We start from the raw sequence: 23,380 nt of genomic DNA, 5'->3' as shown, positions 1-23,380 counted from the left end.
TTAGGCTGCTCAGCTTGCCGCCCCGCTTCACACAGGGAGGTGTAACCGTCGAGGTGGCGAGCCACCTCCAGCTCCGTTCGAACCGGGGAAACACCGTGAGATCGTCTACACAACCCATGCGTCTGGTTCTGCTGGCCGATGTGCCCAGGTGGACCGAAGAGCTTCAGGTTGCCCTTTCGTCTGTGCACGGCCGTCATCGACTGAGTGTGGCCGAAGACTGGTCGGCCGCCACCGCTCTGCTTGCCGAGTCCAGCCACGCCCTGTTGATTGCCACGCCGGGCTGTCGTCCCGCGTCGGCGCACTTTCCCTGGCCTACCGTGCTGTTGCTCGAAGATGAACCTGCGGATCTGCCGGAAGGTGTCATCGACTGGCTCCCCGGCCCTCGTTTGAGCGCGGACATGGTGGGGCGCTGTGTGCGTTATGCGCGCGAACGGTGCAACCTGGAGGGCGCGCTGCAGAGGCTGGCTGTACAGGACCCGCTGACCGGCATCGCCAATCGCCAGGGTTTTCAGGCGTTGCTCGCATCGCGCCTGGCCGAGCATGAGGGGCAAGGTCTGACGTTCGGTTGCCTGGACCTGGACAACTTTCGCCGGGTCAACGATGCCCTTGGGCATCAGGCGGGGGATCGCCTGATTCTGCAGGTCGTGGCGCGCTTGAAGGCGCAGCTGGAAGTGGGTGACACCCTGGCGCGTCTGGGCGGGGACGAGTTTGCGTTGTTACTCGATACAGAGCGTCAGCCGCATCGTGCGGAGCAAATCGCAGACCGAATCGTCGAGGCGATGGCCGAACCCTACTGGATTGACGGCGATACCCTGATGCTTGGCTGCAGTCTCGGGCTGGCGCACGCCAAGGCCGATACAGACCCCGATCAGCTGCTCTGGCTGGCGCAGGTGGCCATGCGCCAAGCGAAAGCGAATCAAGGCTGTACTTGGTATCTCTACAACGAGCGGGTCAACCGTAGCGCCTGTCACCTTGCCGACCTTGAAGGCGAGTTGCGGCGAGCGCTGCGGCGCGATGACCTTGAGCTGCACTATCAGCCGCGGCTCTGCATCGATACAGGTCGCATCGTAGGCATGGAGGCACTGGTGCGCTGGCCGCATGCCGAGCGTGGGCTTCTCGGGCCGGACGAATTCATCCCCATGGCCGAAGAAAGCGGCTTGATCGTACCGCTCGGCTACTGGGTGATCGCACGGGCGCTGCGTGACATGCAAAGCCTGCGCGAAAGCGGTGCAGGCGAGCTGCACATGGCCGTCAACCTGTCGTTCCGCCAGTTTCAGGACAGCCAGTTGCTGACAACCCTTCAGCGGCTCATCGCGGAGCGCGGTGTCGACCCGCATTGGCTGGAGTTCGAACTTACCGAAACCGCAGTGATGCGGCGCAGCGATCAGGTGCGCAGCACCATGAACGCCTTGGCCGCGTTAGGTGTGCGCTTCTCGCTGGATGATTTTGGAACCGGATTCTCGTCGTTCGTACACCTCAGCCGACTGCCGATCAGCCTGCTGAAGATCGACAAGAGTTTCGTCGACCAGATGGCCGCGCGGCCCCAGAACGGCCGGCTGGTTCGCGCGATGATCGACCTAGCGCACAACCTGGGCTTGGAAGTGGTGGCTGAAGGCGTGGAGGGGGCGGCACAACTCGGCCAATTGCGGCGCTTCGGTGCAGACCAGGTGCAAGGCTATCTGATCAGCAAGCCGCTGCCGCTGGCCGAGCTCGGCTCTTTTCTCAATGGCGGTTACGCGGCCGAAGCCAGCGGTTGAAACGAAGCGCCGGGCAAGAGCCCGGCGCGGACCATCAGCGAACCATGTGCAGGAAGTGCATGTGCTTCTCGTACTGGTCGAGGATGTCGCCAATCACGCCGTCTCGACTCCAGCCCATCACATCGTAGTTCTGCCCGCCTTCCTTGAGATGGACCTCGGCGCGGAAGTAGGTGGGCTCATCGCCATCTTCCTCCTCGGTCGCGACGAAGCTCGGCATCGGGTAGCCGCGCGGACGCACCTGATAGAAGAAATCGGGCGCGCCCTCGTGGGTAATATGCAGTCCGGTTCGGTTGTCCTCGCCGGTGGTCAGCTCGACCCCATAACCCTGCTTGCGCAACTCCTCGGCGACGGCGGCGCAGGCGGGCGCTGCGATCTCGTTGAGGAAGCGTTCTACATCACGACGGCGCGGATAGCGGGTCATGTTCTGCACCCGGCTGCGCCAGCCACCTTCTGACTGCGGAGCGGTCGGGGTAGTGCTGACTGCCTGGTAGCGCAGGCCCTGCTTGGTAGCATCGACGCGCAGCGCCTTGAGCAAGCCCCACATGGCGCAGAGCAGCACTATGGTGAAGGGCAAGGCACTGGCAATGGTCGCTGTCTGTAGAGCGGTCAGGCCATCGGCGAGCAGTAGCGCGATAGCGACGATCCCCATGGAAGCAGCCCAGAACACCCGCTGCCAGGTCGGCGTCTTGTCCATGCCGCCGGAGGCGAGCATGTCCACCACCAGGGCGCCGGAGTCTGCCGAAGTGACGAAGAACACCACCACCATGATGATGGCGATCAGCGACAGCAGCGAGGCGAAGGGGAAATGTTCGAGGAAGGCGAACAGTGCCAGTGAACTGTCCCGCTCGATGGCTTCGCCCAGGCTGGTGACGTGGTCCCAGAGAATCATGTGAATTGCCGTGTCGCCGAACACGGTCATCCATAGCAGGGTGAAAGCCGTTGGCACCAGCAGCACGCCGGTGACGAATTCGCGGATGGTGCGGCCACGTGAAATGCGGGCGATAAACAGGCCAACAAAGGGCGACCAGGCCAGCCACCAGCCCCAGTAGAACAAGGTCCAGCCACCGATCCAGTCGTTCGGTTCGTAGGCATAGAGGTTGAACGTGGCGGTGACGATCTGGGAGAAGTAATTACCGGTGTTCTGCACGAAGGTCTGCAGGATGAACACGGTCGGGCCGGCGATCAGCACCAGTAACAGCAATAGCACCGCCAGAGTCAGGTTCAGCTCGGACAGTCGCCGTACGCCCTTGTCCAGGCCGGTGACCACCGAGATGGTGGCCAGGACGGTCGTTCCGGCGATCAGCATGATCTGCACCGGAACGGAAATGGGCACGCCGTAGAGGTGATTCAGGCCGGTATTGATCTGGGTGACGCCCAGCCCCAGCGAGGTGGCAACCCCCAGCACGGTACCGATGATGGCGAAGATGTCCACCGCATGCCCAATCGGGCCATGAATGCGCTCGCCAATCAGTGGATACAGCGCTGAGCGCAGGGTCAGCGGCAGGCCTTGGCGAAAGCTGAAATAGGCCAGGATCATCGCGACGATGGCGTAGATGGCCCAGGCGTGCAGGCCCCAGTGGAAGAAGGTGATCTTCATGGCTTCGCGCGCGGCGGCGACGGTGCCGCCTTCACCGACCGGAGGCGAGAGGAAGTGCATGACCGGCTCGGCTACGCCGAAGAACATCAGGCCGATGCCCATACCTGCCGAAAACAGCATTGAAAACCACGTCAGATAGCTGTAGTCCGGCTCGCTGTGGTCAGGGCCCAGTTTGATCTCGCCGTAACGGCTGAGCGCCAGCAGTACGACCATCAGCAGGATGACCGCGACAGCAAGAATGTAGAGCCAGCTGACGTTGGCGATGATCCAGGCCTGGACGTTGCTGAACACGCCTTGAGCGTGTTCCGGGGTCGCGACGCTGTAGATCACCAGCAACAGGATAAGCACGGCAGAACCGTAGAACACCGGGGGATTGAGGGTGGGAGAGGAAGACTTGTTGGCCTCCATGCTGCGCTCCTTGATTACAGATTGGGGAGTGGCCGCCTGTGGCGAAGAGGACGCAATCTAACATATCGGTCAGCTTTAGACCGGGCCCGCACCCTGACGTTTGGGTGTGGGCGCTTGGATGTAACCGTAAGATGCCGCCATGCGCAGCGTATTTTTCGGTCTTTTCAGGCTGCTGCGTGCGCTAAGTTGATCACCGTTGAGCCTGCAAAGGGTTTGGTCCCTGGGTTCAACCCGCCTGGTTGCCAGGCCGGTACTGCAATGCCTCGGCCAGGTGCGCGCGACCAATGGATTCGGCCTGCTGAATATCTGCCAGTGTGCGTGCGACCTTGAGGATCCGATGTGCAGCGCGTAGGGACAGTCCGAGTCGTTCGCAAGCGCGCTCGAGCCACTGCTGGTCCTCGGGCTGCAATGCGCAACAACGGCGCAAGCCGGCAAGATCGAGGAAGGCATTGGCGCAGCCCTGTCGCTCGAGCTGAATGCGCCGCGCTTCGGCCACCTGAGCGGCGACCCGTTGTGTGGTTTCGTTGCCAGCCAGGGGGGCGTTCAAAGCCGTGGCTTCGCGCGCGACTGTCAGGTGCAGGTCGATACGATCGAGCAGCGGTCCGGAAAGCTTGCCGCGGTAGCGTTGAATCTGATCAGGCGAACAGCGACAGCGCCCGCTGGGATCGCCCAGGTAACCACACGGGCAGGGATTCATCGCCGCGACCAACTGGAAACGGGCGGGGAAGCGCACCTTGTCGCGTGCTCGCGCGATGACGATGCAGCCAGATTCCAGCGGCTCGCGCAGAACCTCAAGGACCTTGCGGTCGAACTCGGGGAGCTCATCGAGAAATAGCACGCCCTGATGCGCCAGCGTGATTTCGCCTGGCCTGGGCCGACTGCCGCCGCCGACCAGCGCCGGTCCCGATGCACTGTGATGGGGCTGCCGAAAAGGACGCTGTGGCCAATGCGCTAAGGGTGACTGACTGGCGACAGACTGAATCGCGGCGACTTCCAGCGCTTCCTTTTCTTCCAGAGGCGGAAGCAGGCCTGGGAGCCGGCTGGCCAGCAAGGTTTTGCCGGTACCAGGAGGTCCTGATAACAGCAGGTTATGCCCACCCGCGGCAGCCACCAGCAATCCACGCTTGGCTGCCGCCTGGCCTTGCACATCAGCGAGATCAGGGTAGGGCAGCACCTGACGCAACAGCCCTTGGGCGTGGAAGGGTTCGATCGGAGTCACACCGTTGAAATGTGCAGCGACTTCCAGCAAATGGTCGGCCGCGTAGACCACCAATCCCGACGCCAGGCTGGCTTCCTCGGCATTGGCTCGCGGTACCAGCAGTGCGCGTCCGGCCTGGCGGGCTGCGAGAGCCGCAGGCAGCACACCCTGAACCGGTCGCAGTGAGCCGGAAAGCGCCAGCTCGCCCAGGCATTCGAGCGTGTCGAGGCGGTCGGCGGGTATCTGACCGCTCGCCGCCAATATGCCCAGCGCGATAGCCAGATCAAAACGGCCACCATCCTTCGGTAGATCGGCTGGAGCAAGGTTGAGGGTGATTCGTCGAGCTGGGAAATCAAAGCCGGACGTCTGGATCGCGCTGCGCACGCGATCCTTGCTTTCCTTAACGGCCGTTTCCGGCAAGCCAACCAGCGCCAGCGAAGGCAGCCCGTTGGCGAGGTGCGCCTCCACCGTCACGGTGGGCGCTTCCACGCCGACCTGGGCGCGGCTGTGGACTATTGCGAGGGACATCCGATCACTCCTTTGATCGAGACGCCAGCCGGCCTATTCGGAGGCGGGTGGCGCGAGTTTCTCTTCCAGCTCGGCGACCTTGGCTTCGAGGGCTTCAAGCCTCGCGCGGGTGCGTGCAAGCACCACCATCTGGCTGTCGAATTCTTCGCGGCTGACCACATCGAGCTTGCTCAGCGCACCTTGCACGATGCCTTTGAGCTGGGCTTCGACTTCTGCGCGGGGCAGGGGGTTTTCACCGCTGAAAAGCCGTGAGGCCTGGGCGCCGACGGCGTCGAGAAAAGCTTTGGGTGGGAACATGAGTATTACCTGTATCTGAGCGACGCGCAGTGTAGCACGGGCAGTTCAGCCGTCCTGCGGGCGCCAGTGCACGATTGCGGGCACAGCGTTGCGTTGCCGTGCACCGGCATGGTGCGTGATCCGGCGGGCGCGCCTCGACGTAGGCCCGTGCCGCCTTTGCGGAGCGCCTGAGGCCGGGCATTGCAAAAAGCTGGCATTGATTCTGCTTAGTTCCATGTGACAGATGCACCAGCAGGTTGCGGTGCATAGGCGATTCGGGACGTTTCGTCGGATCGGTTGATGGTGTCGGATGGTCGCTCGGCAACGCCGGCGCGTTACAAGAGCCAGACACTGCGCTTAGACTTGAGCCGGGTTCGTACTTCTGGGGCAAGTCCACCTAAACGGGAGAAGTTTCATGAAACTAGTCACTGCCATCATCAAGCCGTTCAAGCTGGACGACGTACGCGAGTCGCTGTCCGAGATTGGCGTTCAAGGCATTACGGTCACCGAGGTCAAGGGTTTCGGTCGCCAGAAAGGTCATACCGAGCTTTATCGCGGCGCTGAATACGTGGTCGATTTTCTGCCGAAGGTGAAGATTGATGTCGCAATCGCCGATGACCAGCTCGATCGCGTGATCGAGGCCATCACCAAGGCGGCCAACACCGGGAAGATTGGCGACGGCAAGATCTTCGTCGTGAATCTGGAGCAAGCCATTCGCATCCGCACTGGCGAAACCGATACCGACGCAATCTGACGTCCCGGCGCGTAGCGCGCGTTTGAGCGGGCGGTTACGCCCGACACGTCGCCACGCACCGCCCGAGCATTGCGATTGCCTGCCTAGCAGGCCTACGAACCCCACGCCCCAGGAGTAAAACCATGACTCTGCGAAAATTCGCAGGGCTAGGAGCCCTTTTGTCTCTGATAAGCCCCGGCATCGCCATGGCGCAGGAGGCAACGCTTGATTCCGGCGATACGGCATGGATGCTCACAGCCACTGCGCTGGTGCTGTTCATGACGATTCCAGGCCTGGCGCTGTTCTACGGCGGCATGGTCCGTTCCAAGAACATCCTCTCGGTCATGATGCAGTGCTTCGCCATCACCGGCCTGATGAGCATCCTGTGGATGGTCTACGGTTACAGCCTGGCGTTCGACACGGCGGGCATGGAAGCAGGCGTCACCAACCTCAACTCTTTCGTCGGCGGACTCGGGCGTGCATTCCTGAGTGGCCTGACGCCCGACAGCCTCACCGGCACCGTACCGGAAAGCGTGTTCATCACCTTCCAAATGACCTTCGCCATCATTACCCCGGCGCTGATCGTCGGTGCCTTCGCCGAGCGCATGAAGTTCTCCGCGATGCTGGTATTCATGGGCGTCTGGTTCACGCTGGTGTATGCGCCGATCGCCCATATGGTCTGGGGCGGCGACGGCGGCCTGATGTGGGACTGGGGCGTGCTTGATTTTGCGGGCGGCACCGTGGTCCACATCAACGCGGGTATTGCTGGCCTCGTGGCTTGCATAGTGCTCGGCAAGCGCAAGGGCTTTCCGACCACCCCGATGGCGCCGCACAACCTCGGCCTCACCCTGGTCGGCGCGGCGATGCTCTGGATCGGCTGGTTCGGCTTCAACGCCGGCTCGTCGCTGGCTGCTAACGGCACCGCGGGCATGGCCATGCTGGTTACCCAGATCGCAACCGCTGCGGCTGCGCTGAGCTGGATGTTTGCTGAGTGGCTGACCCACGGCAAACCCAGCGCGCTGGGCATCGCTTCAGGTGTGGTGGCCGGCCTGGTTGCCATCACCCCAGCCGCCGGCACGGTCGGCCCGATGGGCGCGCTGATCATCGGTCTCGCCTCGGGCGTCATCTGCTTCTTCTGTGCCACCAGCCTTAAACGCAAGCTCGGTTACGACGATTCCCTGGACGCCTTTGGTGTGCACGGGGTCGGCGGCATCGTCGGTGCGCTGTTGACGGGTGTGTTTGCGGCCCCGGCACTGGGCGGCTTCGGTGAGGTGGAAAACATCGCACTGCAGCTGTGGATCCAGTTCAAGGGCGTGCTCTTCACCGTCGTCTACACCGCCATCGTCACCTTCGTGATCCTCAAGGTGATCGATGTGGTAATGGGGCTGCGTGTCACCGAAGAAGAAGAAACCATCGGCCTGGACCTCAGCCTGCACAACGAGCGCGGCTACAACCTGTAAGCACACGGAGTGCGCCCGGAGCCAACCCGGGCGCCTTAACCGAACAGCGCTGTAAGGCGCTCGGCAAAAGGTGATAAAAAATGGATAGCACAGCTTTGATACCCGTCCAGTACGGACTCGATACCTTCTACTTCCTCATCTGCGGTGCGCTGGTGATGTGGATGGCCGCCGGTTTTTCCATGCTCGAAGCCGGTTTGGTTCGGGCGAAAAACACCGCTGAAATCCTCACCAAGAACATCGTGCTCTACGCCGTGGCATCGATCATGTACCTGCTGATCGGTTACTACATCATGTATTCCAGCCCGGACGGCGGCATCCTGCCGAGCCTGGGCTTCCTGATCGGTGACGAGAACGCCGTCGACGTAGTCGCCGCAGGGGGCGAGGACGCGCCTTATTACTCGACCCGTGCCGACTTCTTCTTCCAGGTCGTCTTCGCCGCAACCTGCATGTCAGTGGTGTCGGGTGCAGTGGCCGAGCGGATGAAGCTCTGGGCATTTATCGCTTTCGCGGTGGTGATGACTGGCGTGATCTATCCCGTACAGGGCTTCTGGAAGTGGGGCGGCGGTTTCCTCGATGCGGCCGGTTTCCTCGACTTCGCGGGCTCTGGTCTGGTGCACATGGCGGGCGCATCCGCTGCCCTGGCTGGCGTGCTGCTGCTTGGTCCGCGCAAGGGTAAGTACGGCCCTAACGGACAGATCAACGCGATTCCCGGCGCCAACCTGCCGTTGGCGACCCTGGGGGCCTTTATCCTGTGGATGGGCTGGTTCGGCTTCAACGGCGGTTCGCAGCTGAAGATGAGCACCATCGAAGACGCCAACGCTGTAGCTCAGGTGTTCACCAACACCAACATGGCGGCCGCCGGTGGCCTGGTTGCGGCGCTGATCACGGCACGTCTGCTGTTCGGTAAGTCGGATCTGACCATGGTCCTAAACGGTGCGCTGGCTGGCCTGGTTGCGATTACCGCTGAGCCACTGACGCCAAGCGCGCTGCAGTCGGTGCTCATCGGTGGCGTGGGTGGCGTGCTGGTGGTCTTCAGCATCCTGGCCCTGGACAAACTCAAGCTCGATGACCCGGTCGGTGCCATTTCGGTGCATGGCGTGGTGGGCATGTGGGGTCTGCTGGCGGTGCCGCTGACCAATGCGGACGCGACATTCGGCGCGCAGTTGCTGGGCCTGGTGTCGATCTTCGCCTGGGTGTTCATTGCCAGCTTGATCGTCTGGGGCATCCTCAAAGCGGTCATGGGGCTGCGGGTGAGCGAAGAGGAAGAATACGAGGGCGTCGACGTTGTCGAGTGCGGCCTCGAGGCTTATCCGGAGTTCACCAACAAGCGCTGAGTTCACCGCTGTTGATAAGGGCGCCTCAGGGCGCCCTTTGTTTTTTCTGGCGCCGCGCTAGAATGCGCGCGTTCAAGAGCCGAAGGGGTCTTTGAGAATGTGGCGACAGACACTCATCACGCTGCGCCCGAGGCCGCGAGGCTTCCATCTGATAACCGACGAGCTGCTTGCACAGCTGCCGGAACTGCAACAATGCGAGGCCGGTCTGTTACACCTGTGGCTGCGGCATACCTCGGCTTCATTGACCATCAATGAGAATGCCGATGGTGCAGTCCGGCGCGATTTCGAGCGGTTTTTCAACCGTCTTGTGCCGCAGGGCGAAGCTGGCTACGAACACGATTACGAAGGGCCGGACGATCTGCCGGCACATTTCAAGGCGAGCCTGTTGGGTTGCCAGGTGAGTTTGCCCGTACGCGAGGGGCGCTTGGCCCTGGGGACCTGGCAGGGCGTCTATCTTGGGGAACACCGGGATCAAGGTGGCGCCAGGCAAGTACTGGCCACGTTGCACGGAATGGCAAGTTGAATTTTTTTTGGCGATGGCGAACAAAGCACATCGCTGGGCTATAACTTCCGCTTTGGCAAGTACGAGGTTGAACATGAGCGACGAAGAATTAGAACAAGACGATCTGGACACAAACGACGAGGACGAGGGCGAGGAGTTGGCTGCTGCCGATGACGGCGAAGCCGAAAACAGCGCCGACGACGAAAGCACTGACAGTGACCGTGCGACGCCCACCAGTAAAAAGAAGGCCAAGGCGGTTGTTGTCGAAGAGCTGCCGAGTCTGGAGGCCAAGCAGAAGGAACGGGACGAGTTGGCTCGTGCGATGGAAGAGTTTCTGGCACGCGGGGGGCGCGTACAGGAAGTCGAACCCAACGTCGTCGCTGATCCGCCGAAGAAGCCCGACAGTAAATACGGCAGCCGCCCTATCTAACGTCGAGAGGTTCTGATTGGACGATAGGTCACGTCGCCAGGCGGGACCGCTAAGAAGCCCAGCACGGTTGTGTTGGGCTTTGTCGTATCTGCGGGAGTGTCAGGCTATCGCCACCGGGCGAGCAGCGCAGGCAACTCTGCCAGGCTGCGAACCTCGGCGTCGGGCTGGCCTTCGTGCTGCCACGCTTTTCCGCCCGGGTTGAACCAGATGGCACGAACGCCAGCGCGCTGCGCTCCGCCGATGTCATCGTCAGGATGGTCGCCGATATGGACGGCGTGCTCGGCGGCTACGCCCGCTCGCGCGAGCGCTTCCTGGAACGGTCGAGGGTCCGGCTTGCCAATCCCCAGCTCCTCCGCGCACAAGGCAAACTGGAAATAGTCGGCCAAGCCCAGCCGCCGGATGTCCGCGTTGCCGTTGGTCAGCACGCCAAGCGTGTAGTGATTGGCCAGATGCTCAAGCGTAGGGTGTACATCAGGAAAGAGGTCGATGGCGTGGCGCGCCTCGAGAAAGACTTCAAATGCCTGATCGGCGAGGGTACCTGCCTCGCCTTCCAGGTAGCCGGCGTCATGCAAGGCGTGGAACAGGATGCGGCGGCGCAGCTCGCTGATACGGTGCTTGAGACCAGGTTCGGCCTCGACCAACATGCGGCGGATAGCGGCGAGCGATTCCACCGGAAATCCGCCAAGCCGCGGTGCATGCTGACCCAGCCAGTCACGCAGGCTGTTCTCCGCGCTGTGAATGACCGGGCCGACGTCCCACAGTGTGTCGTCAAGGTCAAAGGTGATCAGTTGAATACTCATGGTTCACTGCCTTGCTTGCGTTTGGCGCGTGGGTGCGCCTGGTCATAGACCTTGGCCAGATGCTGAAAGTCCAGGTGGGTATAGATCTGGGTGGTACCGATGTCTGCATGGCCGAGCAGCTCCTGCACGGAGCGCAAATCCTGGGAGGACTCCAGCATGTGGCTGGCAAAGCTGTGCCTGAGCATATGCGGGTGCAGGTGCTGACCCAGTTCACGCACGCCCGCCTCGCGCACCCGTAGCTGCACTGCTCGTGGTCCCAGGCGCCGCCCCTGCTGGCTGACGAACACGGCGCCATCCGACGGGTTGCTCAACGCACGCAGTGGCAGCCAGGCTTCGAGGGCTTCGCGCGCTTTGCGGCCGACGGGCAGCACCCGCGCCTTGTTGCCCTTGCCTTGAACCTGAATCAGCCCGTCGGCCAGGTCCAGCTGGTCGAGGTTGAGTCCGACCAGCTCGGCCAGGCGCAATCCTGATGAATAGAACAGCTCCAGCATCGCCTGGTCACGATGGCCGATGAAGTCGTCCTCGATACCGCCATCCAGCAATTGCATGGCCCGGTCGGTGTCGAGCAGTCGCGGCAGGCGCCGTTCACCCTTGGGTGCGGAGATGCCGGCAGCCGGATCGTGGGCGCAGCGGCCCTCCTGATTGAGATAGCGATACAGCCCACGCATCGACGACAGCAACCGAGCGAGGCTGCGTCCGGATTGGCCCTGGCGATGCTGCTCGGCAATGAGCTGGCGTACATGCGGACTTTTTAGCTGCTGCCAGTCGGCCAGTCGCTGCTTGTCACAGAAGCTGACCACCTTGGCCAGGTCGCGACGATAGCCGTCGAGTGTATGCGGCGACATCTGCCGCTCGCTGCGCAAGTGTTCGAAGTAGGCGTCGAGGTCGGTTTGCATGAGCGGCTTCCTGGGAGTGCCGGCTAGCTACGGGCTGCGCCTGACGCTCAGGCTGTAGCCCGTCGTATCGGGAGGCTGGTCGCTCAGCGCACCGAGCGCAGCGGTGTGGAGTAGGACGGCAGCACGCGGGTCAGCACTTCGGCAATGTAGCCGAGGAACAAGGTGCCCAGTGAGCTCTTGTAGTGCTGCGGGTCTTCGCTGCCAATCGCGAGGATGCCCTGCTGCTGGTTCAGTGCGACCACCGCCGCCGAGCCGATGCTGCGGCTTTCCTGTTCGCCGAAGAGGTAAGCCAGTTCGTGCGGACGAAGCACGCCGCAGACAGTCTTGCCGCTGCCGAGCAGCCCGCCGATCGCTTGCTGGGCTTCAGCGCTGGTGACGCTGCGCCCCACTGGCAGCGGCGTTTCGCTGAACAGGATCAGGCTCACGAATGGCACCTGGAACTCGTGACGCAGGCTTTCGTCCACCGCGCCGATGACCTCTTCCAGGCTGTTGGCATCCAGCAGATCCAGCACCAGTCGACGCGTTTTGTCGAACAGCCGGTCGTTATCGCGCGCTACATCCATCAGGTGCGACAAGCGATGGCGTACCTCGATGTTTCGCTCACGCAGCAGTTTGACCTGCCGCTCGACCAGCGACACGGCAGTGCCGGGCTGATGGGGAATGCGCAGCTCCAAAATCAGCTCGTCGTGATCGACAAAGAACTCCGGATGAGCTCGCAGATAGGCCGCGACGGCTTCTGCGTCCGGCAGCTGTGGCTTGTCCTGGTTTTGCTCGGTCATAGGCGAACCTGTCCTTCGAATACGCGAACGGCGGGGCCGGTCATCATAACGGGCTGTCCAGCGCCTGCCCATTCAATGGACAGACGGCCGCCCGGCAGATCGAGCTGCACCGGAGAATCCATCCAGCCTTGCTGAATCGCGGCGACTGCCGCCGCGCAGGCGCCGGTACCGCAGGCTTGGGTTTCGCCTGCGCCGCGCTCCCAGACTCGCAGCTTGGCGTGCTGACGGTCGATCACTTGGATGAAGCCGGCGTTGACCCGCTGGGGAAAGCGCGAATGATGCTCGATCTTCGGCCCGAGGCCGTGCACCGGAGCGTTGTCGACGTCCTCCACACGGAGCACGGCGTGGGGGTTGCCCATGGATACAGCGGCGATATTCAGCTGCTGGCCTTCGACGTCTAGCGGATAACTCAAGGCCTGTATATCAGCCAGGAAAGGGATCTCGGCCGGAGTCAGGCGAGGCGGGCCCATGTCGACACTGATCTGCCCGTCAGGACGGATGTTCAGCTCGATAATGCCGCCTTTGGTCTCGACGCGGATCTGCCGCTTCATGGTCAGGCGCTTGTCCAGTACGAAGCGGGCAAAGCAGCGCGCACCGTTACCGCATTGCTCCACCTCCGAACCATCGGAGTTGAAGATGCGATAGCGGAAATCCACGTCGGGATTGTGCGGCGGCTCGACCAGCAGCAGCTGATCGAAACCCACGCCGGTATGCCGATCACCCCATTGCTTGGCGTGCTTGGGCTGGATGTGCGCGTGCTGGCTGATCAGGTCGATGACCATGAAATCATTGCCCAGGCCGTGCATCTTGGTAAAACGCAAAAGCATCGTTGTGGCCTCAGGCAGGCAGCAGGCTTTCGCCAGCGTATAGCTCCTGCACGCTTTCGCGGCGGCGCACTTCGTAGGCTTCGTCGCCATCCACCAGCACCTCGGCAGCACGGCCGCGGGTGTTGTAGTTCGAACTCATGACGAAACCATAGGCGCCCGCGGAACGAACGGCCAGCAGATCGCCCTCGGCGAGTACCAGCGGACGCTCCTTGGCAAGGAAGTCACCGGTCTCGCAGATCGGGCCGACGATGTCGTAGTGGCGCGCCTCGCCTTCACGCGGCTGCACCGGTACGACGTCCATCCAGGCCTGATAAAGGGCAGGACGGATGAGGTCATTCATCGCTGCGTCGACGATGGCGAAATCCTTGTGCTCGGTGTGCTTGAGGTATTCCACCCGGGTCAGCAGCAGCCCAGCATTGGCCACGATCGACCGCCCGGGCTCGAACACCAGCGCCAGGGCGCGACCGTCGATGCGCTTGCGCACGGCCTGGATGTAGTCACCCGCAAGCGGTGGCTGCTCCTCGCGATAGCGCACGCCCAGGCCGCCGCCCAGATCCAGATGTTTGATGCGGATGCCACGCACGGCGAGGCGGTCGATCAAGGCCAGCAGCCTGTCGAGCGCATCGAGGAACGGCGGCAGCGTGGTGAGCTGCGAGCCGATGTGGCAATCGACGCCGACAACTTCCAGGTTGCTCAGCTCGTGAGCGCGGGCATAAACCTCTTCGGCGTCGGCGATGGCGATGCCGAACTTGTTTTCCTTGAGGCCGGTGGATATGTAGGGATGGGTTCCGGCATCGACGTCCGGATTGACCCGCAGCGAAACCGGTGCCACGGCGCCCAGCTCGGCTGCAACCTGCTGCAGGCGCTCGAGCTCGTCGGTCGATTCGACGTTGAAGCAGTGCACGCCGACTTCTAATGCACGGCGCATGTCGTCGCGCGTCTTGCCTACACCGGAGAATACGATGCGGTCAGGCTGACCACCGGCCGCCAGGACGCGCTCGAGTTCGCCACGCGAAACGATATCGAAGCCGGCGCCAAGGCGGGCCAGTACGTTGAGTACGCCAAGGTTCGAGTTCGCCTTGACGGCAAAACAGACCAAATGCGGCATGCCTTGCAGTGCGTCCGCATAGGCGCGGTACTGTGCCTCGATATGTGCTCGCGAGTAGACGTAGGTGGGGGTGCCGAAGCGTTGCGCGAGAGCGGGCAACGCCACACCCTCCGCGAAGAGCTGACCGTCGCGGTACGAGAAGGCCTCCATGAATGCCTCCTTACAGTTCGAATCGGTCTTTGGAACGTTCTTTGGCAGTTGCCTCGTCGTCCGGTAGGTAAAGCGGGCCTTTCTGGCCGCAGCCGGTAAGCGCGGAAGCGAGAACCGCCAATGCGATGAGTGGAAGCAGCAGACGCTTCATTGGGGGGTAATCCTAGAAAAATCGATGGGCCGGAGTATACCCAGCACCTGTCGGATTGCCTATGTGGCCGCGCTCGCCGGTCCCACATCGGAAACCTGCCCGGACCGCCGCTCGCTAGACGCGGCGGTGGCCTGCTAAGCTCGCCCGCATCGTCGGTGGCCCCCGGTGCCACCGTGCAACCCGTACTGAGGAAATGGATTCATGAGCCTGAGCGAAGCCCGCTTTCACGATCTTGTCGATGCTGCGCAGGAAGAAATCGAGGACGTGTTCGACCACAGCGGTATGGACGTCGATCTGGAGAATTCCGGTGGCGTGCTGACCGTGCGTTTCGAGAACGGCACCCAGTTGATCTTCAGTCGTCAGCCCCCGCTGCGCCAGCTGTGGGTGGCCGCGCGTTCCGGTGGATTCCATTTCGACTACGACGAGTCCAACTCGCTGTGGATCTGTGATGCCAACGATGAGCGTCTTGGCGAACTCTTGTCCCGAGTTACCGAGCAGCAGGGTGGCGAGGCGCTTGAGTTCGAAGACCTGTGAGGGTGGCGCGCAGCTGATCCAAGCCACGAATCAGGTGCGCTTGCTTATTTAATGAGCTGTGATAGGGTCGGTTACAGGTTAAATAACCCCGCCTTTGGGCGGGGTTTTGTTTTTTTGTCTGTTTACTTTTTCAGGAGCTGACCCGCACCCATGACCAGCGCACCGCCCATCATCATCACTCAACCCGATCTCCAGCGACTCGAGCGCTTGCTCGACGGTCTGGCTGACTACGGTCCGGCCGCCGAGGCGCTCGAAGAGGAGTTGTCCCGCGCCCAGGTGGTCGAGCGCAGCGAGTTGCCCGCCGGCGTGGTGTCGATGAACTCCCGCGTTCATTGCCGCGATGAGGGAGTCGGCAAGGATTATCACCTTACGCTGGTGTTTCCTCAGGATGCCGGCAAGGAAGGAACCGTTTCGGTCCTGGCGCCGGTAGGCACAGCACTGTTGGGCATGACCGTGGGCCAACACATCGATTGGCCAACACCCAGCGGCAAGGTACTCAAGTTGACCCTGCTGGCTGTCGAGTACCAGCCGGAAGCCGCGGGCGACGTCAATCTCTGAGAAGTTTGTGACGAAGCGCGTTCGCACAACGGTTCAGAGTGACTCCAGCGCCTGGTTGAGTGCTGCTTCCAGATGCGCCTTGTAGCGCAGGTGCTGAACCGTCTGGGCCCGACCGGTACCGTGCAGGCCCGACATGTCTAGATCGGTTATGTAACAGGGGTAGCGCTCGGCACCGCGCCGCTGCGCAAGAATGAAATGCGCGACGGCGGCGAACAGCTCGGCGCCGTATTCCAGGCTCGAAAACTCCTGATGGTTACAGTACAGGGTCACCCGTGAGCGGCCTCGCTCGCTGTGTTCGACAATGGCCTGCACGTCATAGAAAGGATCGCCGACATTTTCCCGGGGGGAAGGTCTGCGCTCAATGTCCGGTGCCTGGCCGGCTGCCGGTGCCATGAGTCGGTAGAACAGGATGTCCATCGCTGCCAGCCGGTTTTCCTCGAACGGCAGCTGGGTGTTGCGGCGGTAACTCACTGATTGCAAAAAGCGCAGCAAGGGCGTTAGCAGCCGCTGCTCGTCTCGATAGGGTTGCTGCTGCCGCCAGAGCGCGTTGAATTCATCGAGAACGGTGATCTCCGCCTGGCTTCCTTGAACACGGTAGAAAACTTGGATGCAGTGCGCTCTGGCCTGACCAAGGATCAGGGGCAGGTCGGTTCCTTCGAGTGCGTGTCGCTCCACGCGAATGCGTCGGACGCTGTGGTGAGCCTCGCCAAGATGTTCCAGCAGGGCCGGCATGTCACTCAACGTAATATGCCGGACATTCCCACTCACCAGATCGAGCAGGTGGTAGTGCTGGCGGACCTGCAGCAGATAACGGCTTTCTCCCGGCTCGTCCAACAGCGTCTGGGCATCGGTAAAGACAGTGTTGATACGTCGCGCGAGAGCCATGCCGGCGTTTCGACTGAAGCAGCGTATCTGCAGGTCCGGCCGCTCGCCACGAACGGGTAGTTCCTGCAAGAAGTCACGCAGGCAGTCCGGCAACGGGGATGTGCCTTCATAGCGCGTCGCGATCAGTTCGCTCCAGCTGTTCAGCGTCAGTTGATCGATGCTGAGCACCAGGTTGTCCCGCGTAACGGCATGTCGCAGCGATTCGGTTAGCTCGTCGAACGACAGTGGTTGCTGAGGATTCAATGGATCAAGCCCGACGTTTATCAGCAGCAGGACCTTCACCGGACTGGCCGCGATCAGCAGCGCTTCGTCTGCGAGCGCCGCGGGCGGCATCGGGAATGCCTGGCGGATATCGGTCAGCAGTGCGAACAGCTCGGCTTCAGTCAGGCCACTGTCCCCGGGGTGCAGGGCGACATGCGTGGCCGTATCGATAATGCCGTTTCTATGGCACCAAGCCAGCAGCGGAACCAGCTCGCGGGAGCGCTTCAGCGGGGAAAAGTTACTGAGCTGCTGAGCATTCAGGTTGCCCTCGTAGAGCGCCCAGTAGACGTCGTCTGCAGCGTCATAGCCCTGTATGAGGGTCAGGCTATGCTCGGCGAGGTCGGGCGCGATGCCCAGGTTGATGGCCTCGACCTTGCCCGCCTTGCGTTCGATCGCGGCATGCAGGCGCCTGCCAAGCACGCCGAAATCCCGCCCGTTGATGCTGCTGGTGATCTGTAGGCGTCGCGCGAACTCACTGAGGAATCGGTAGCCGTAGGTCAGTTCGTTAACCAGTGCTCGACGTTCCTCCACAACCCGCCGCACTTTCCACTGGCTGCGTGCGTCGAGTTGAGCAAATCGGCGATGATCCCATTGCCACTCCGCCGTCAGGCGCTCGATCAAACACCTTTTCCAGCTTTTGCTGCGGCCGCTGGGCGGCTGACTGAGGGGCTTGTTGACCTTCAGGTAAAGACATCGACGCAACAACGCCAGGCGTTCCTGATCGCCTCGGCTGGCGAGGTAATGCTCGATTCTGCGGTAGGCGACTATGTAAGGATCGAGGTCGTCCAGGTCGAGTCGATTGGCATACACCGCCTGTTTGAAGTCGAGGCTCAGACAGCGCACCTGCGGGTGTTCGCTGGCGTACACCTCAACCAGCAGTAACTTGAACAGCGACTTGTAGGGCGACTCGATGGCCTTGTACAGCTGCCAGAGGCCCGCGCCGAGGTACTCGCCGGGCGGGATGCTGGCGAGACTGCCGAGATCCAATACCTCGTCGCTGCGCACGAAGCGCTTGTCCAGCAGGGTGCGCACGTAGTCATGGTAGCGGTGCTCTTCATAATCAGGCACGAGCCACCAGATGGGGGTGCGCCCACCCAGCCAGAGCGCCGTCCGGTAGAACTCGTCGAGCAGCAGGTAATGCTGGGTGGTTCCGCAATCATCGGAGGTCAGCTTGGCTTCGCGCTCGCCCTGAGTGAAGCGGAGCGGGTCGACCAGAAAAAAATGCGCCTCACTGCCTTGCTTTGCTGCCCATCCCTGGAGAAGCGCGCACTTGCGCTGCAGTTCGCTTAGTTGCCCTGCCGAGAGATGGGGATCATGGCAAACCCAGACATCCAGATCGCTTTGGTCGTCCTGCGCCACAGTGCCAAGACTGCCCATCAGAAACAGGCCGAGAATGGGTTGCGGCGGCTTACCGCGCAGAGGCTTGTAGCTGAACGACCGGCTCAAGCGCTGGGCTTCGGCCAACGTCTCGGCGTCAGGCTCGAAGCCCGCCAGTCCCGCTGGCGTGAGACTGGAAACGTATCCGGGCAGCATCGGATGGTTTACATGGAATAGCAGCGGCAACAGCGTGAGCACGGCTTGTTGGCGGGACGACATGGCCAGGCGTGTACGTTCCAGGCGCGCGGTATTCAATGAAAGAAAGCGAGCACGAAGCGCGGTAAGCACCTTGCGATCGATTCCCTCTTCAAGGATTGGACGGATTTCCTGGCGGCGCGTCATGAAGTGATTCGTTCAGGCAAACGATGTTGTCCGACATGTTGATCGAGGCGAAAGGCGAAAACTAGCACGGGACAGCGAAAGGCGCAGCTGTAAGCGGCTGGTATAGCCGAGCGCCTGTGCGGTGCTCAAACCGGCAAATGGTGCACTCGGCTAGGATTTAGGCGCCTTCAGCTTAAGCCGGAACGGTCTCCGAGAGGATTGTCAGCAACACTTGGGCGTGCTCCGCGGCATCGCGGCCAAGGCTCGTCAGGTAGCCGCCGTCGGGCAAGGTTGTCAGACCTTTGCTGTGCAGGCGCTCGGCGGCAGCGATGGCTGTGTGGCCGGCGTCGTGATGAACTTTGAGGCCTTCGAGCGAGTTGTCGAGATTGAACAGGCAAAGAATTTCCAGCTCGGCTACTACTTCTGGGGTGTAGGACATGTCTGCTCCTCGGGTGATGGGCTTTGGCCCTGTTTGCGAAGTGTAGATGCTGCGTGCGCGCCTGCCTCTGTCTAAGACTATTCGGCGAGGTCGGGTAGGTTACGCAGCTGCGTTTCGTATCCATCGATGTCGAAGGGACGGTCTTGCTCGAGCATCAGCCGGATCTCCCGAGCCAGCACAAATGCCATCAGCTTGAGGACCTCGTCGCGCTCGTAGCCGACAAGGGTCAGTTTGTTCAGCGTAGCCTGAGTGGCGGCGGGTTCGCCGGCCTCAAGCTGGTTTTCGATTGCCTGGATCAGGGTTTCCTCGGCAAAGGTTTCATCATCATCGGACGTGGCATCGTTCATGTCGCAACTCTCGTAAGGTGGAAATCTCGATAGCGTGTCGAGGCGAGTACCGGCAAGCTTGCCTTTACGGAAAGGTCGGCTGAACGCTTCGCTTGGGTCGGTTTCTATTCTTACTATGACTTATCGAGAACGCGACTACAGCAATGATCATTTTTCACTGTCTTGAAAACGGCGCGCTGGTGAGGCGTGTTGCCGAGAATCTGCAAACGCTTCCAGCGAATGTACTGTGGGCCGATCTGCTATCGCCTGACTCGGAGGAAGAGCGTTTCATCGAAACGGCCCTGGGACTGGATATTCCAACCCGGGAAGAACTGGCTGAGATCGAGGATTCCTCGCGCTTCTACGACGAGGATGAGGCCATTTTCATGACCACTACAGTGGTGATGGGGATCGCGGACCGGCGACCGGAAAATGCTCAGGTGACCTTTGTCCTGACCAAGCGTTGCCTGGTGACCGTTCGCTATACCGAGCTCAGTGCATTCCGGCAATTCGAGGCGAAGAGTTCCCGGCAGCCGTCGACCTTTTCCTCCAGCCACCAGATTTTTCTTGCCCTGGCGGATGCCGTGGTCGATCGGATTGCCGACGTCCTGGAAAGCGTTCAGGTCGAGCTTCAGACCTTGTCGAAGTGTATTTTCGATGAACGTAAAGAACAGCGAACGGACCTGCAGCAGATCATCCAGCAGCTTGGGCAGAACCGCTCGCTGTTGTCGCAGTTGGGCGAAAGCCTGTTCAGCTCAACCCGTCTGTTGGCGTTTTATCGACTGCATGCCAATGAGCCCAGGCAGGGCGTTGCCAAGGGCCTGCTGAAGGCGTTGGAGCGCGACGTGCGTTCGCTCGGGGAGCATCAGGCGCGGCTGCTGGGAGATATCGCATTCCTGCTCGACGCCACGCTGGGTCTGATCAATATCGAGCAGAACGCCATCATCAAGGTGTTCTCCATTGCGGCGGTACTGTTTCTGCCGCCAACACTGGTGGGCACGGTATACGGTATGAACTTCGATCACATGCCTGAGCTTGGCTGGCCGTTCGGCTACCCGATGGCGCTCGCGATGATGATCGTGTCGGCGATCATCCCTTATGCCTGGTTCAAGTTTCGGGATTGGCTCTGATCAGCCGAAGAAGTACAGGACGATGCAGAACGCGCCCAGCAATGCCCAGACGCTGCCGAAGATGATCGGCGTCCTTAAGGAAAACAGCAGGGTACGCTTGTAGCGTTGGCCGCCTGGGGGGCTATTCCCTTCACCAAACAATGCCGAGTCATGGTTGGGTAGCAGTCCGACATTGCCTTCGGTTTGCAGCAGATCAGCCTGCTTGCGATGCCAGCGCTCGATCACGTCAAAGCTCGCGCGGATGCCGGGAATCGCATGCAGCGAGGTGAGCAGCCCAAGGAGTGCCAGAACACTTGGCACAACCAGCCGGAACAGGCTGCCCCAGTCGGGATTGCTGTTGGCCATGGAAGAGGCGAAGGCGATCATCAGAAACGACTGCGAGGACAGGTAACCACTGGTGCGGCTGGCCAGCAGTGTCGACTCGAAGTGTATTTCCGAGCGATAGAAGTTCAGGCGCTCCTTGGGTGAGTCGAATACTTCAGCACCTTGGGTGTCCTGATTCAGCAGCATCGTTTTGAGGTCGGTCATAAGTGGGGGCCAGCTCGGGCGACATTGCGTTTGGCGCGATCCGTCCGGTCGAGTTCCCGCGCATGCCTGCCTCAGGCTTGCTCCGCCAGCGCCTTCAATGCGTCGCCGGCCAGGCGGTAGGTGGTCCATTCGTCCTGAGGCCGCGCGCCCAGCGCCTCGTAAAACCTGATCGCGGGCTCGTTCCAGTCCAGCACGGACCACTCGAAACGCCCGCAACCTCGTGACACCGCCAGGCGCGCCAAGTGTTTGAGCAGCGCCTTGCCTGCGCCGGTGCCGCGAGCCTCTGGGGTGACGTAGAGGTCTTCAAGATAGAGGCCGTTGCGGCCGAGCCAGGTCGAGTAATTGAAGAAATACACCGCATAGCCGATCGGCTGGCCGTCGCGCTCGCAGATCAGCGCACTGGCGCTGGCGTCTTCGGCGAACAGGCTGGCTTCAATGCCGGCGACGTCGGTTTTCACTTCGTGCTCGGCGCGTTCATAGATTGCCAGCTCGGTGACGAAGCGCAGGATCAGCGCGGCATCATCGCGACTGGCAGGGCGGATGTTCAGGGACATGCAACTCTCCGGTCTGACAGGCACGAGCCGCGTCGCGCCTGCCACGTGATGAGGTTTAGCGAGTGGTCAGCAAGTCGCGGCCGCGCTGAACGGCGGCGCGAACCTGGGCGGGTGCCGTACCGCCAATATGATCGCGAGCCTTCACCGAACCTTCTAGGGTCAGTACCGCAAAGACGTCATCGGTGATCTGGTCGCTGAACTGGCGCAGCTCCTCGAGGCTCATTTCGGCCAGGTCCTTGCCGGTCAGCACGCCGAACTTCACCGCGTGACCGACGATTTCGTGGCAGTCGCGGAACGGCAGGCCTTTGCGTACCAGGTAGTCGGCCAGATCCGTCGCGGTTGAGAAGCCGCGCAGCGCCGCTTCGCGCATGATTTCGCGCTTGGGCTTGATGGCCGGGACCATGTCGGCAAAGGCGCGCAGCGAGTCGCGCAGCGTGTCGGCGGCGTCGAACAGCGGCTCCTTGTCTTCCTGGTTGTCCTTGTTGTACGCCAGTGGCTGGCCCTTCATCAGCACCAGCAGGCCGGCCAGCGCGCCGAACACACGGCCGGTCTTGCCGCGTACCAGTTCCGGTACGTCCGGGTTCTTCTTCTGCGGCATGATCGAGGATCCGGTGCAGAAGCGGTCGGGCAGGTCGATGAACTGAAATTGCGCGCTGGTCCAGAGCACCAGTTCTTCGGAAAAGCGCGACAGGTGCATCATCGCCACCGAGGCGGCGGCACAGAATTCGATGGCGAAATCGCGATCGGAAACGCCATCCAGCGAGTTGCCGGAGATGGCTTCGAACCCCAGCAGTTCGCAGGTGATTTCGCGCTGGATCGGGTAGGTGGTGCCCGCTAGCGCGGCCGAGCCCAGCGGCATGCGGTTGGTGCGCTTGCGGCAATCGACCAAGCGCTCGTAGTCGCGGCTGAGCATCTCGAACCAGGCTAGCAGATGGTGGCCGAAGGTCACCGGCTGGGCGGTCTGCAGGTGGGTGAAACCGGGCATGATGGTGTCCGCCTCGGCTTCGGCGAGGCCCAGCAGACCCTGCTGCAGGCGGGTGATTTCGCCAAGGATCAGGTCGATCTCGTCGCGCAGCCAGAGACGAATGTCGGTCGCCACCTGGTCGTTGCGCGAACGGCCGGTGTGCAGTTTCTTGCCGGTTACGCCGATGCGGTCCGTCAGTCGGGCTTCGATGTTCATGTGCACGTCTTCCAGTTCGACGCGCCAATCGAAGCTGCCGGCCTCGATTTCGCCCTGAATGTCTTTCAGGTTCGCGATGATCTGATCGCGCTCGTCTGCGGTCAGTACCCCGGCCTTTTCCAGCATGGTGGCGTGGGCGATCGAACCCATGATGTCGTGCCGATAGAGGCGCTTGTCGAACTCGACGGAGGCGGTGAATCGGGCGACGAAGGCGTCGACGGGCTCGCTGAAACGGCCGCCCCAGGACTGGTTGGTCTTGTCGGTGCTCATGAATGCGCTCGCTGGATCAGATGGGCAGGTTGAAGGGCCCAAATGATAACAGGGTTAGCCACGGCTTCTGCGATGGCCCTGTG

At 61.8% G+C, this 23,380-nt stretch carries 23 protein-coding genes and 1 pseudogene; 9 read left to right on the top strand and 15 right to left on the bottom strand.

Features of this window, described 5'->3' with window-relative positions:
• The first annotated feature begins 116 nt into the window (after positions 1–116).
• A complete protein-coding gene (locus ACSSNI_RS07335) occupies positions 117–1,757 on the top strand; it encodes a putative bifunctional diguanylate cyclase/phosphodiesterase (RefSeq protein ID WP_200637106.1) in 1,641 nt (546 codons plus the stop codon).
• A 34-nt stretch (positions 1,758–1,791) separates the two neighbouring features.
• On the opposite strand, the gene ACSSNI_RS07330 is transcribed toward ACSSNI_RS07335, so the two are convergent.
• The 3 genes from ACSSNI_RS07330 to ACSSNI_RS07320 form a co-directional block, all read right to left on the bottom strand.
• Complete coding sequence (locus ACSSNI_RS07330) at positions 1,792–3,762, bottom strand: BCCT family transporter (protein WP_200636281.1); 1,971 nt, start codon at positions 3,760–3,762, stop codon at positions 1,792–1,794.
• A 226-nt stretch (positions 3,763–3,988) separates the two neighbouring features.
• Positions 3,989–5,488 (bottom strand): YifB family Mg chelatase-like AAA ATPase, encoded by a 1,500-nt coding sequence (locus ACSSNI_RS07325; protein ID WP_200636283.1) that lies wholly within the window; start codon positions 5,486–5,488, stop codon positions 3,989–3,991.
• Positions 5,489–5,521: 33 nt separating this feature from the next.
• On the bottom strand, positions 5,522–5,785 hold the full coding sequence (locus ACSSNI_RS07320) for an accessory factor UbiK family protein (protein WP_102837406.1): 264 nt from the start codon (positions 5,783–5,785) through the stop codon (positions 5,522–5,524).
• Between the two features lie 394 nt (positions 5,786–6,179).
• Between ACSSNI_RS07320 and glnK the strand changes: the two genes are divergently transcribed.
• From glnK to sutA, 5 genes are all read left to right on the top strand, one after another.
• Positions 6,180–6,518 carry a P-II family nitrogen regulator gene (gene glnK, locus ACSSNI_RS07315; RefSeq protein ID WP_003096476.1) on the top strand — a complete coding sequence of 113 codons (339 nt, stop codon included), beginning with the start codon at positions 6,180–6,182 and terminating at the stop codon, positions 6,516–6,518.
• Positions 6,519–6,640: 122 nt separating this feature from the next.
• A complete protein-coding gene (locus ACSSNI_RS07310; RefSeq protein ID WP_102837267.1) occupies positions 6,641–7,957 on the top strand; it encodes an ammonium transporter in 1,317 nt (438 codons plus the stop codon).
• An 80-nt stretch (positions 7,958–8,037) separates the two neighbouring features.
• Positions 8,038–9,291 carry an ammonium transporter gene (locus ACSSNI_RS07305; RefSeq protein WP_102837268.1) on the top strand — a complete coding sequence of 418 codons (1,254 nt, stop codon included), beginning with the start codon at positions 8,038–8,040 and terminating at the stop codon, positions 9,289–9,291.
• A 97-nt stretch (positions 9,292–9,388) separates the two neighbouring features.
• On the top strand, positions 9,389–9,814 hold the full coding sequence (locus ACSSNI_RS07300) for a secondary thiamine-phosphate synthase enzyme YjbQ (RefSeq protein WP_102837269.1): 426 nt from the start codon (positions 9,389–9,391) through the stop codon (positions 9,812–9,814).
• Positions 9,815–9,887: 73 nt separating this feature from the next.
• Positions 9,888–10,223 carry a transcriptional regulator SutA gene (sutA, locus tag ACSSNI_RS07295; RefSeq protein WP_148923900.1) on the top strand — a complete coding sequence of 112 codons (336 nt, stop codon included), beginning with the start codon at positions 9,888–9,890 and terminating at the stop codon, positions 10,221–10,223.
• A 104-nt stretch (positions 10,224–10,327) separates the two neighbouring features.
• Here the strand turns inward: sutA and ACSSNI_RS07290 are convergent, their stop codons facing one another.
• From ACSSNI_RS07290 to lptM, 6 genes are all read right to left on the bottom strand, one after another.
• Positions 10,328–11,023, bottom strand: a complete 696-nt coding sequence (locus ACSSNI_RS07290; RefSeq protein WP_102837271.1) for an HAD family hydrolase — start codon at positions 11,021–11,023, stop codon at positions 10,328–10,330.
• Positions 11,020–11,919 (bottom strand): tyrosine recombinase XerC, encoded by a 900-nt coding sequence (gene xerC / locus ACSSNI_RS07285; RefSeq protein WP_200636284.1) that lies wholly within the window; start codon positions 11,917–11,919, stop codon positions 11,020–11,022. The genes ACSSNI_RS07290 and xerC overlap by 4 nt, the downstream gene beginning before the upstream one ends.
• Positions 11,920–12,002: 83 nt before the next feature.
• Positions 12,003–12,698, bottom strand: a complete 696-nt coding sequence (locus ACSSNI_RS07280) for a DUF484 family protein (protein ID WP_148923898.1) — start codon at positions 12,696–12,698, stop codon at positions 12,003–12,005.
• On the bottom strand, positions 12,695–13,525 hold the full coding sequence (dapF, locus tag ACSSNI_RS07275) for a diaminopimelate epimerase (protein ID WP_200636285.1): 831 nt from the start codon (positions 13,523–13,525) through the stop codon (positions 12,695–12,697). The genes ACSSNI_RS07280 and dapF overlap by 4 nt, the downstream gene beginning before the upstream one ends.
• Before the next feature lie 10 nt (positions 13,526–13,535).
• A complete protein-coding gene (gene lysA / locus ACSSNI_RS07270; protein ID WP_102837275.1) occupies positions 13,536–14,783 on the bottom strand; it encodes a diaminopimelate decarboxylase in 1,248 nt (415 codons plus the stop codon).
• Between the two features lie 10 nt (positions 14,784–14,793).
• Positions 14,794–14,934, bottom strand: coding sequence for an LPS translocon maturation chaperone LptM (gene lptM / locus ACSSNI_RS07265; protein ID WP_019341253.1), 141 nt, complete (start codon positions 14,932–14,934; stop codon positions 14,794–14,796).
• Between the two features lie 201 nt (positions 14,935–15,135).
• Here lptM and cyaY point away from each other — a divergent pair, with 201 nt between their 5' ends.
• Both cyaY and rnk read left to right on the top strand, forming a co-directional pair.
• Positions 15,136–15,468, top strand: coding sequence for an iron donor protein CyaY (cyaY, locus tag ACSSNI_RS07260; protein WP_102837276.1), 333 nt, complete (start codon positions 15,136–15,138; stop codon positions 15,466–15,468).
• Between the two features lie 150 nt (positions 15,469–15,618).
• A complete protein-coding gene (rnk, locus tag ACSSNI_RS07255) occupies positions 15,619–16,026 on the top strand; it encodes a nucleoside diphosphate kinase regulator (RefSeq protein WP_102837277.1) in 408 nt (135 codons plus the stop codon).
• Between the two features lie 33 nt (positions 16,027–16,059).
• Here the strand turns inward: rnk and ACSSNI_RS07250 are convergent, their stop codons facing one another.
• The 3 genes and pseudogenes from ACSSNI_RS07250 to ACSSNI_RS07240 form a co-directional block, all read right to left on the bottom strand.
• Positions 16,060–18,891: a class I adenylate cyclase gene (locus ACSSNI_RS07250; RefSeq protein ID WP_448259002.1), complete on the bottom strand. Its 2,832-nt coding sequence runs from the start codon at positions 18,889–18,891 to the stop codon at positions 16,060–16,062.
• 172 nt (positions 18,892–19,063) lie between these two features.
• On the bottom strand, positions 19,064–19,309 hold the full coding sequence (locus tag ACSSNI_RS07245; protein WP_102837279.1) for a TIGR02647 family protein: 246 nt from the start codon (positions 19,307–19,309) through the stop codon (positions 19,064–19,066).
• A 77-nt stretch (positions 19,310–19,386) separates the two neighbouring features.
• A pseudogene (locus tag ACSSNI_RS07240) lies at positions 19,387–19,644 on the bottom strand (hypothetical protein); the annotation flags it as partial.
• A gap of 155 nt (positions 19,645–19,799) precedes the next feature.
• Between ACSSNI_RS07240 and ACSSNI_RS07235 the strand changes: the two are divergent.
• Positions 19,800–20,765 (top strand): magnesium transporter CorA family protein, encoded by a 966-nt coding sequence (locus ACSSNI_RS07235; protein ID WP_200636288.1) that lies wholly within the window; start codon positions 19,800–19,802, stop codon positions 20,763–20,765.
• Here ACSSNI_RS07235 and ACSSNI_RS07230 read toward each other — a convergent pair whose 3' ends face one another.
• From ACSSNI_RS07230 to argH, 3 genes are all read right to left on the bottom strand, one after another.
• Entirely contained in the window at positions 20,766–21,293 is a 528-nt protein-coding gene (locus tag ACSSNI_RS07230) for a hypothetical protein (RefSeq protein WP_200636289.1), read from the bottom strand.
• 71 nt (positions 21,294–21,364) lie between these two features.
• Positions 21,365–21,847 carry a GNAT family N-acetyltransferase gene (locus ACSSNI_RS07225; RefSeq protein WP_200636291.1) on the bottom strand — a complete coding sequence of 161 codons (483 nt, stop codon included), beginning with the start codon at positions 21,845–21,847 and terminating at the stop codon, positions 21,365–21,367.
• 55 nt (positions 21,848–21,902) lie between these two features.
• Positions 21,903–23,297, bottom strand: coding sequence for an argininosuccinate lyase (gene argH / locus ACSSNI_RS07220; RefSeq protein ID WP_200636293.1), 1,395 nt, complete (start codon positions 23,295–23,297; stop codon positions 21,903–21,905).
• Between the last annotated feature and the right edge of the window lie 83 nt (positions 23,298–23,380).

This window comes from Stutzerimonas tianxiuensis (genome assembly GCF_053470365.1).
This window is presented reverse-complemented; position numbering and strand designations above follow the sequence as displayed.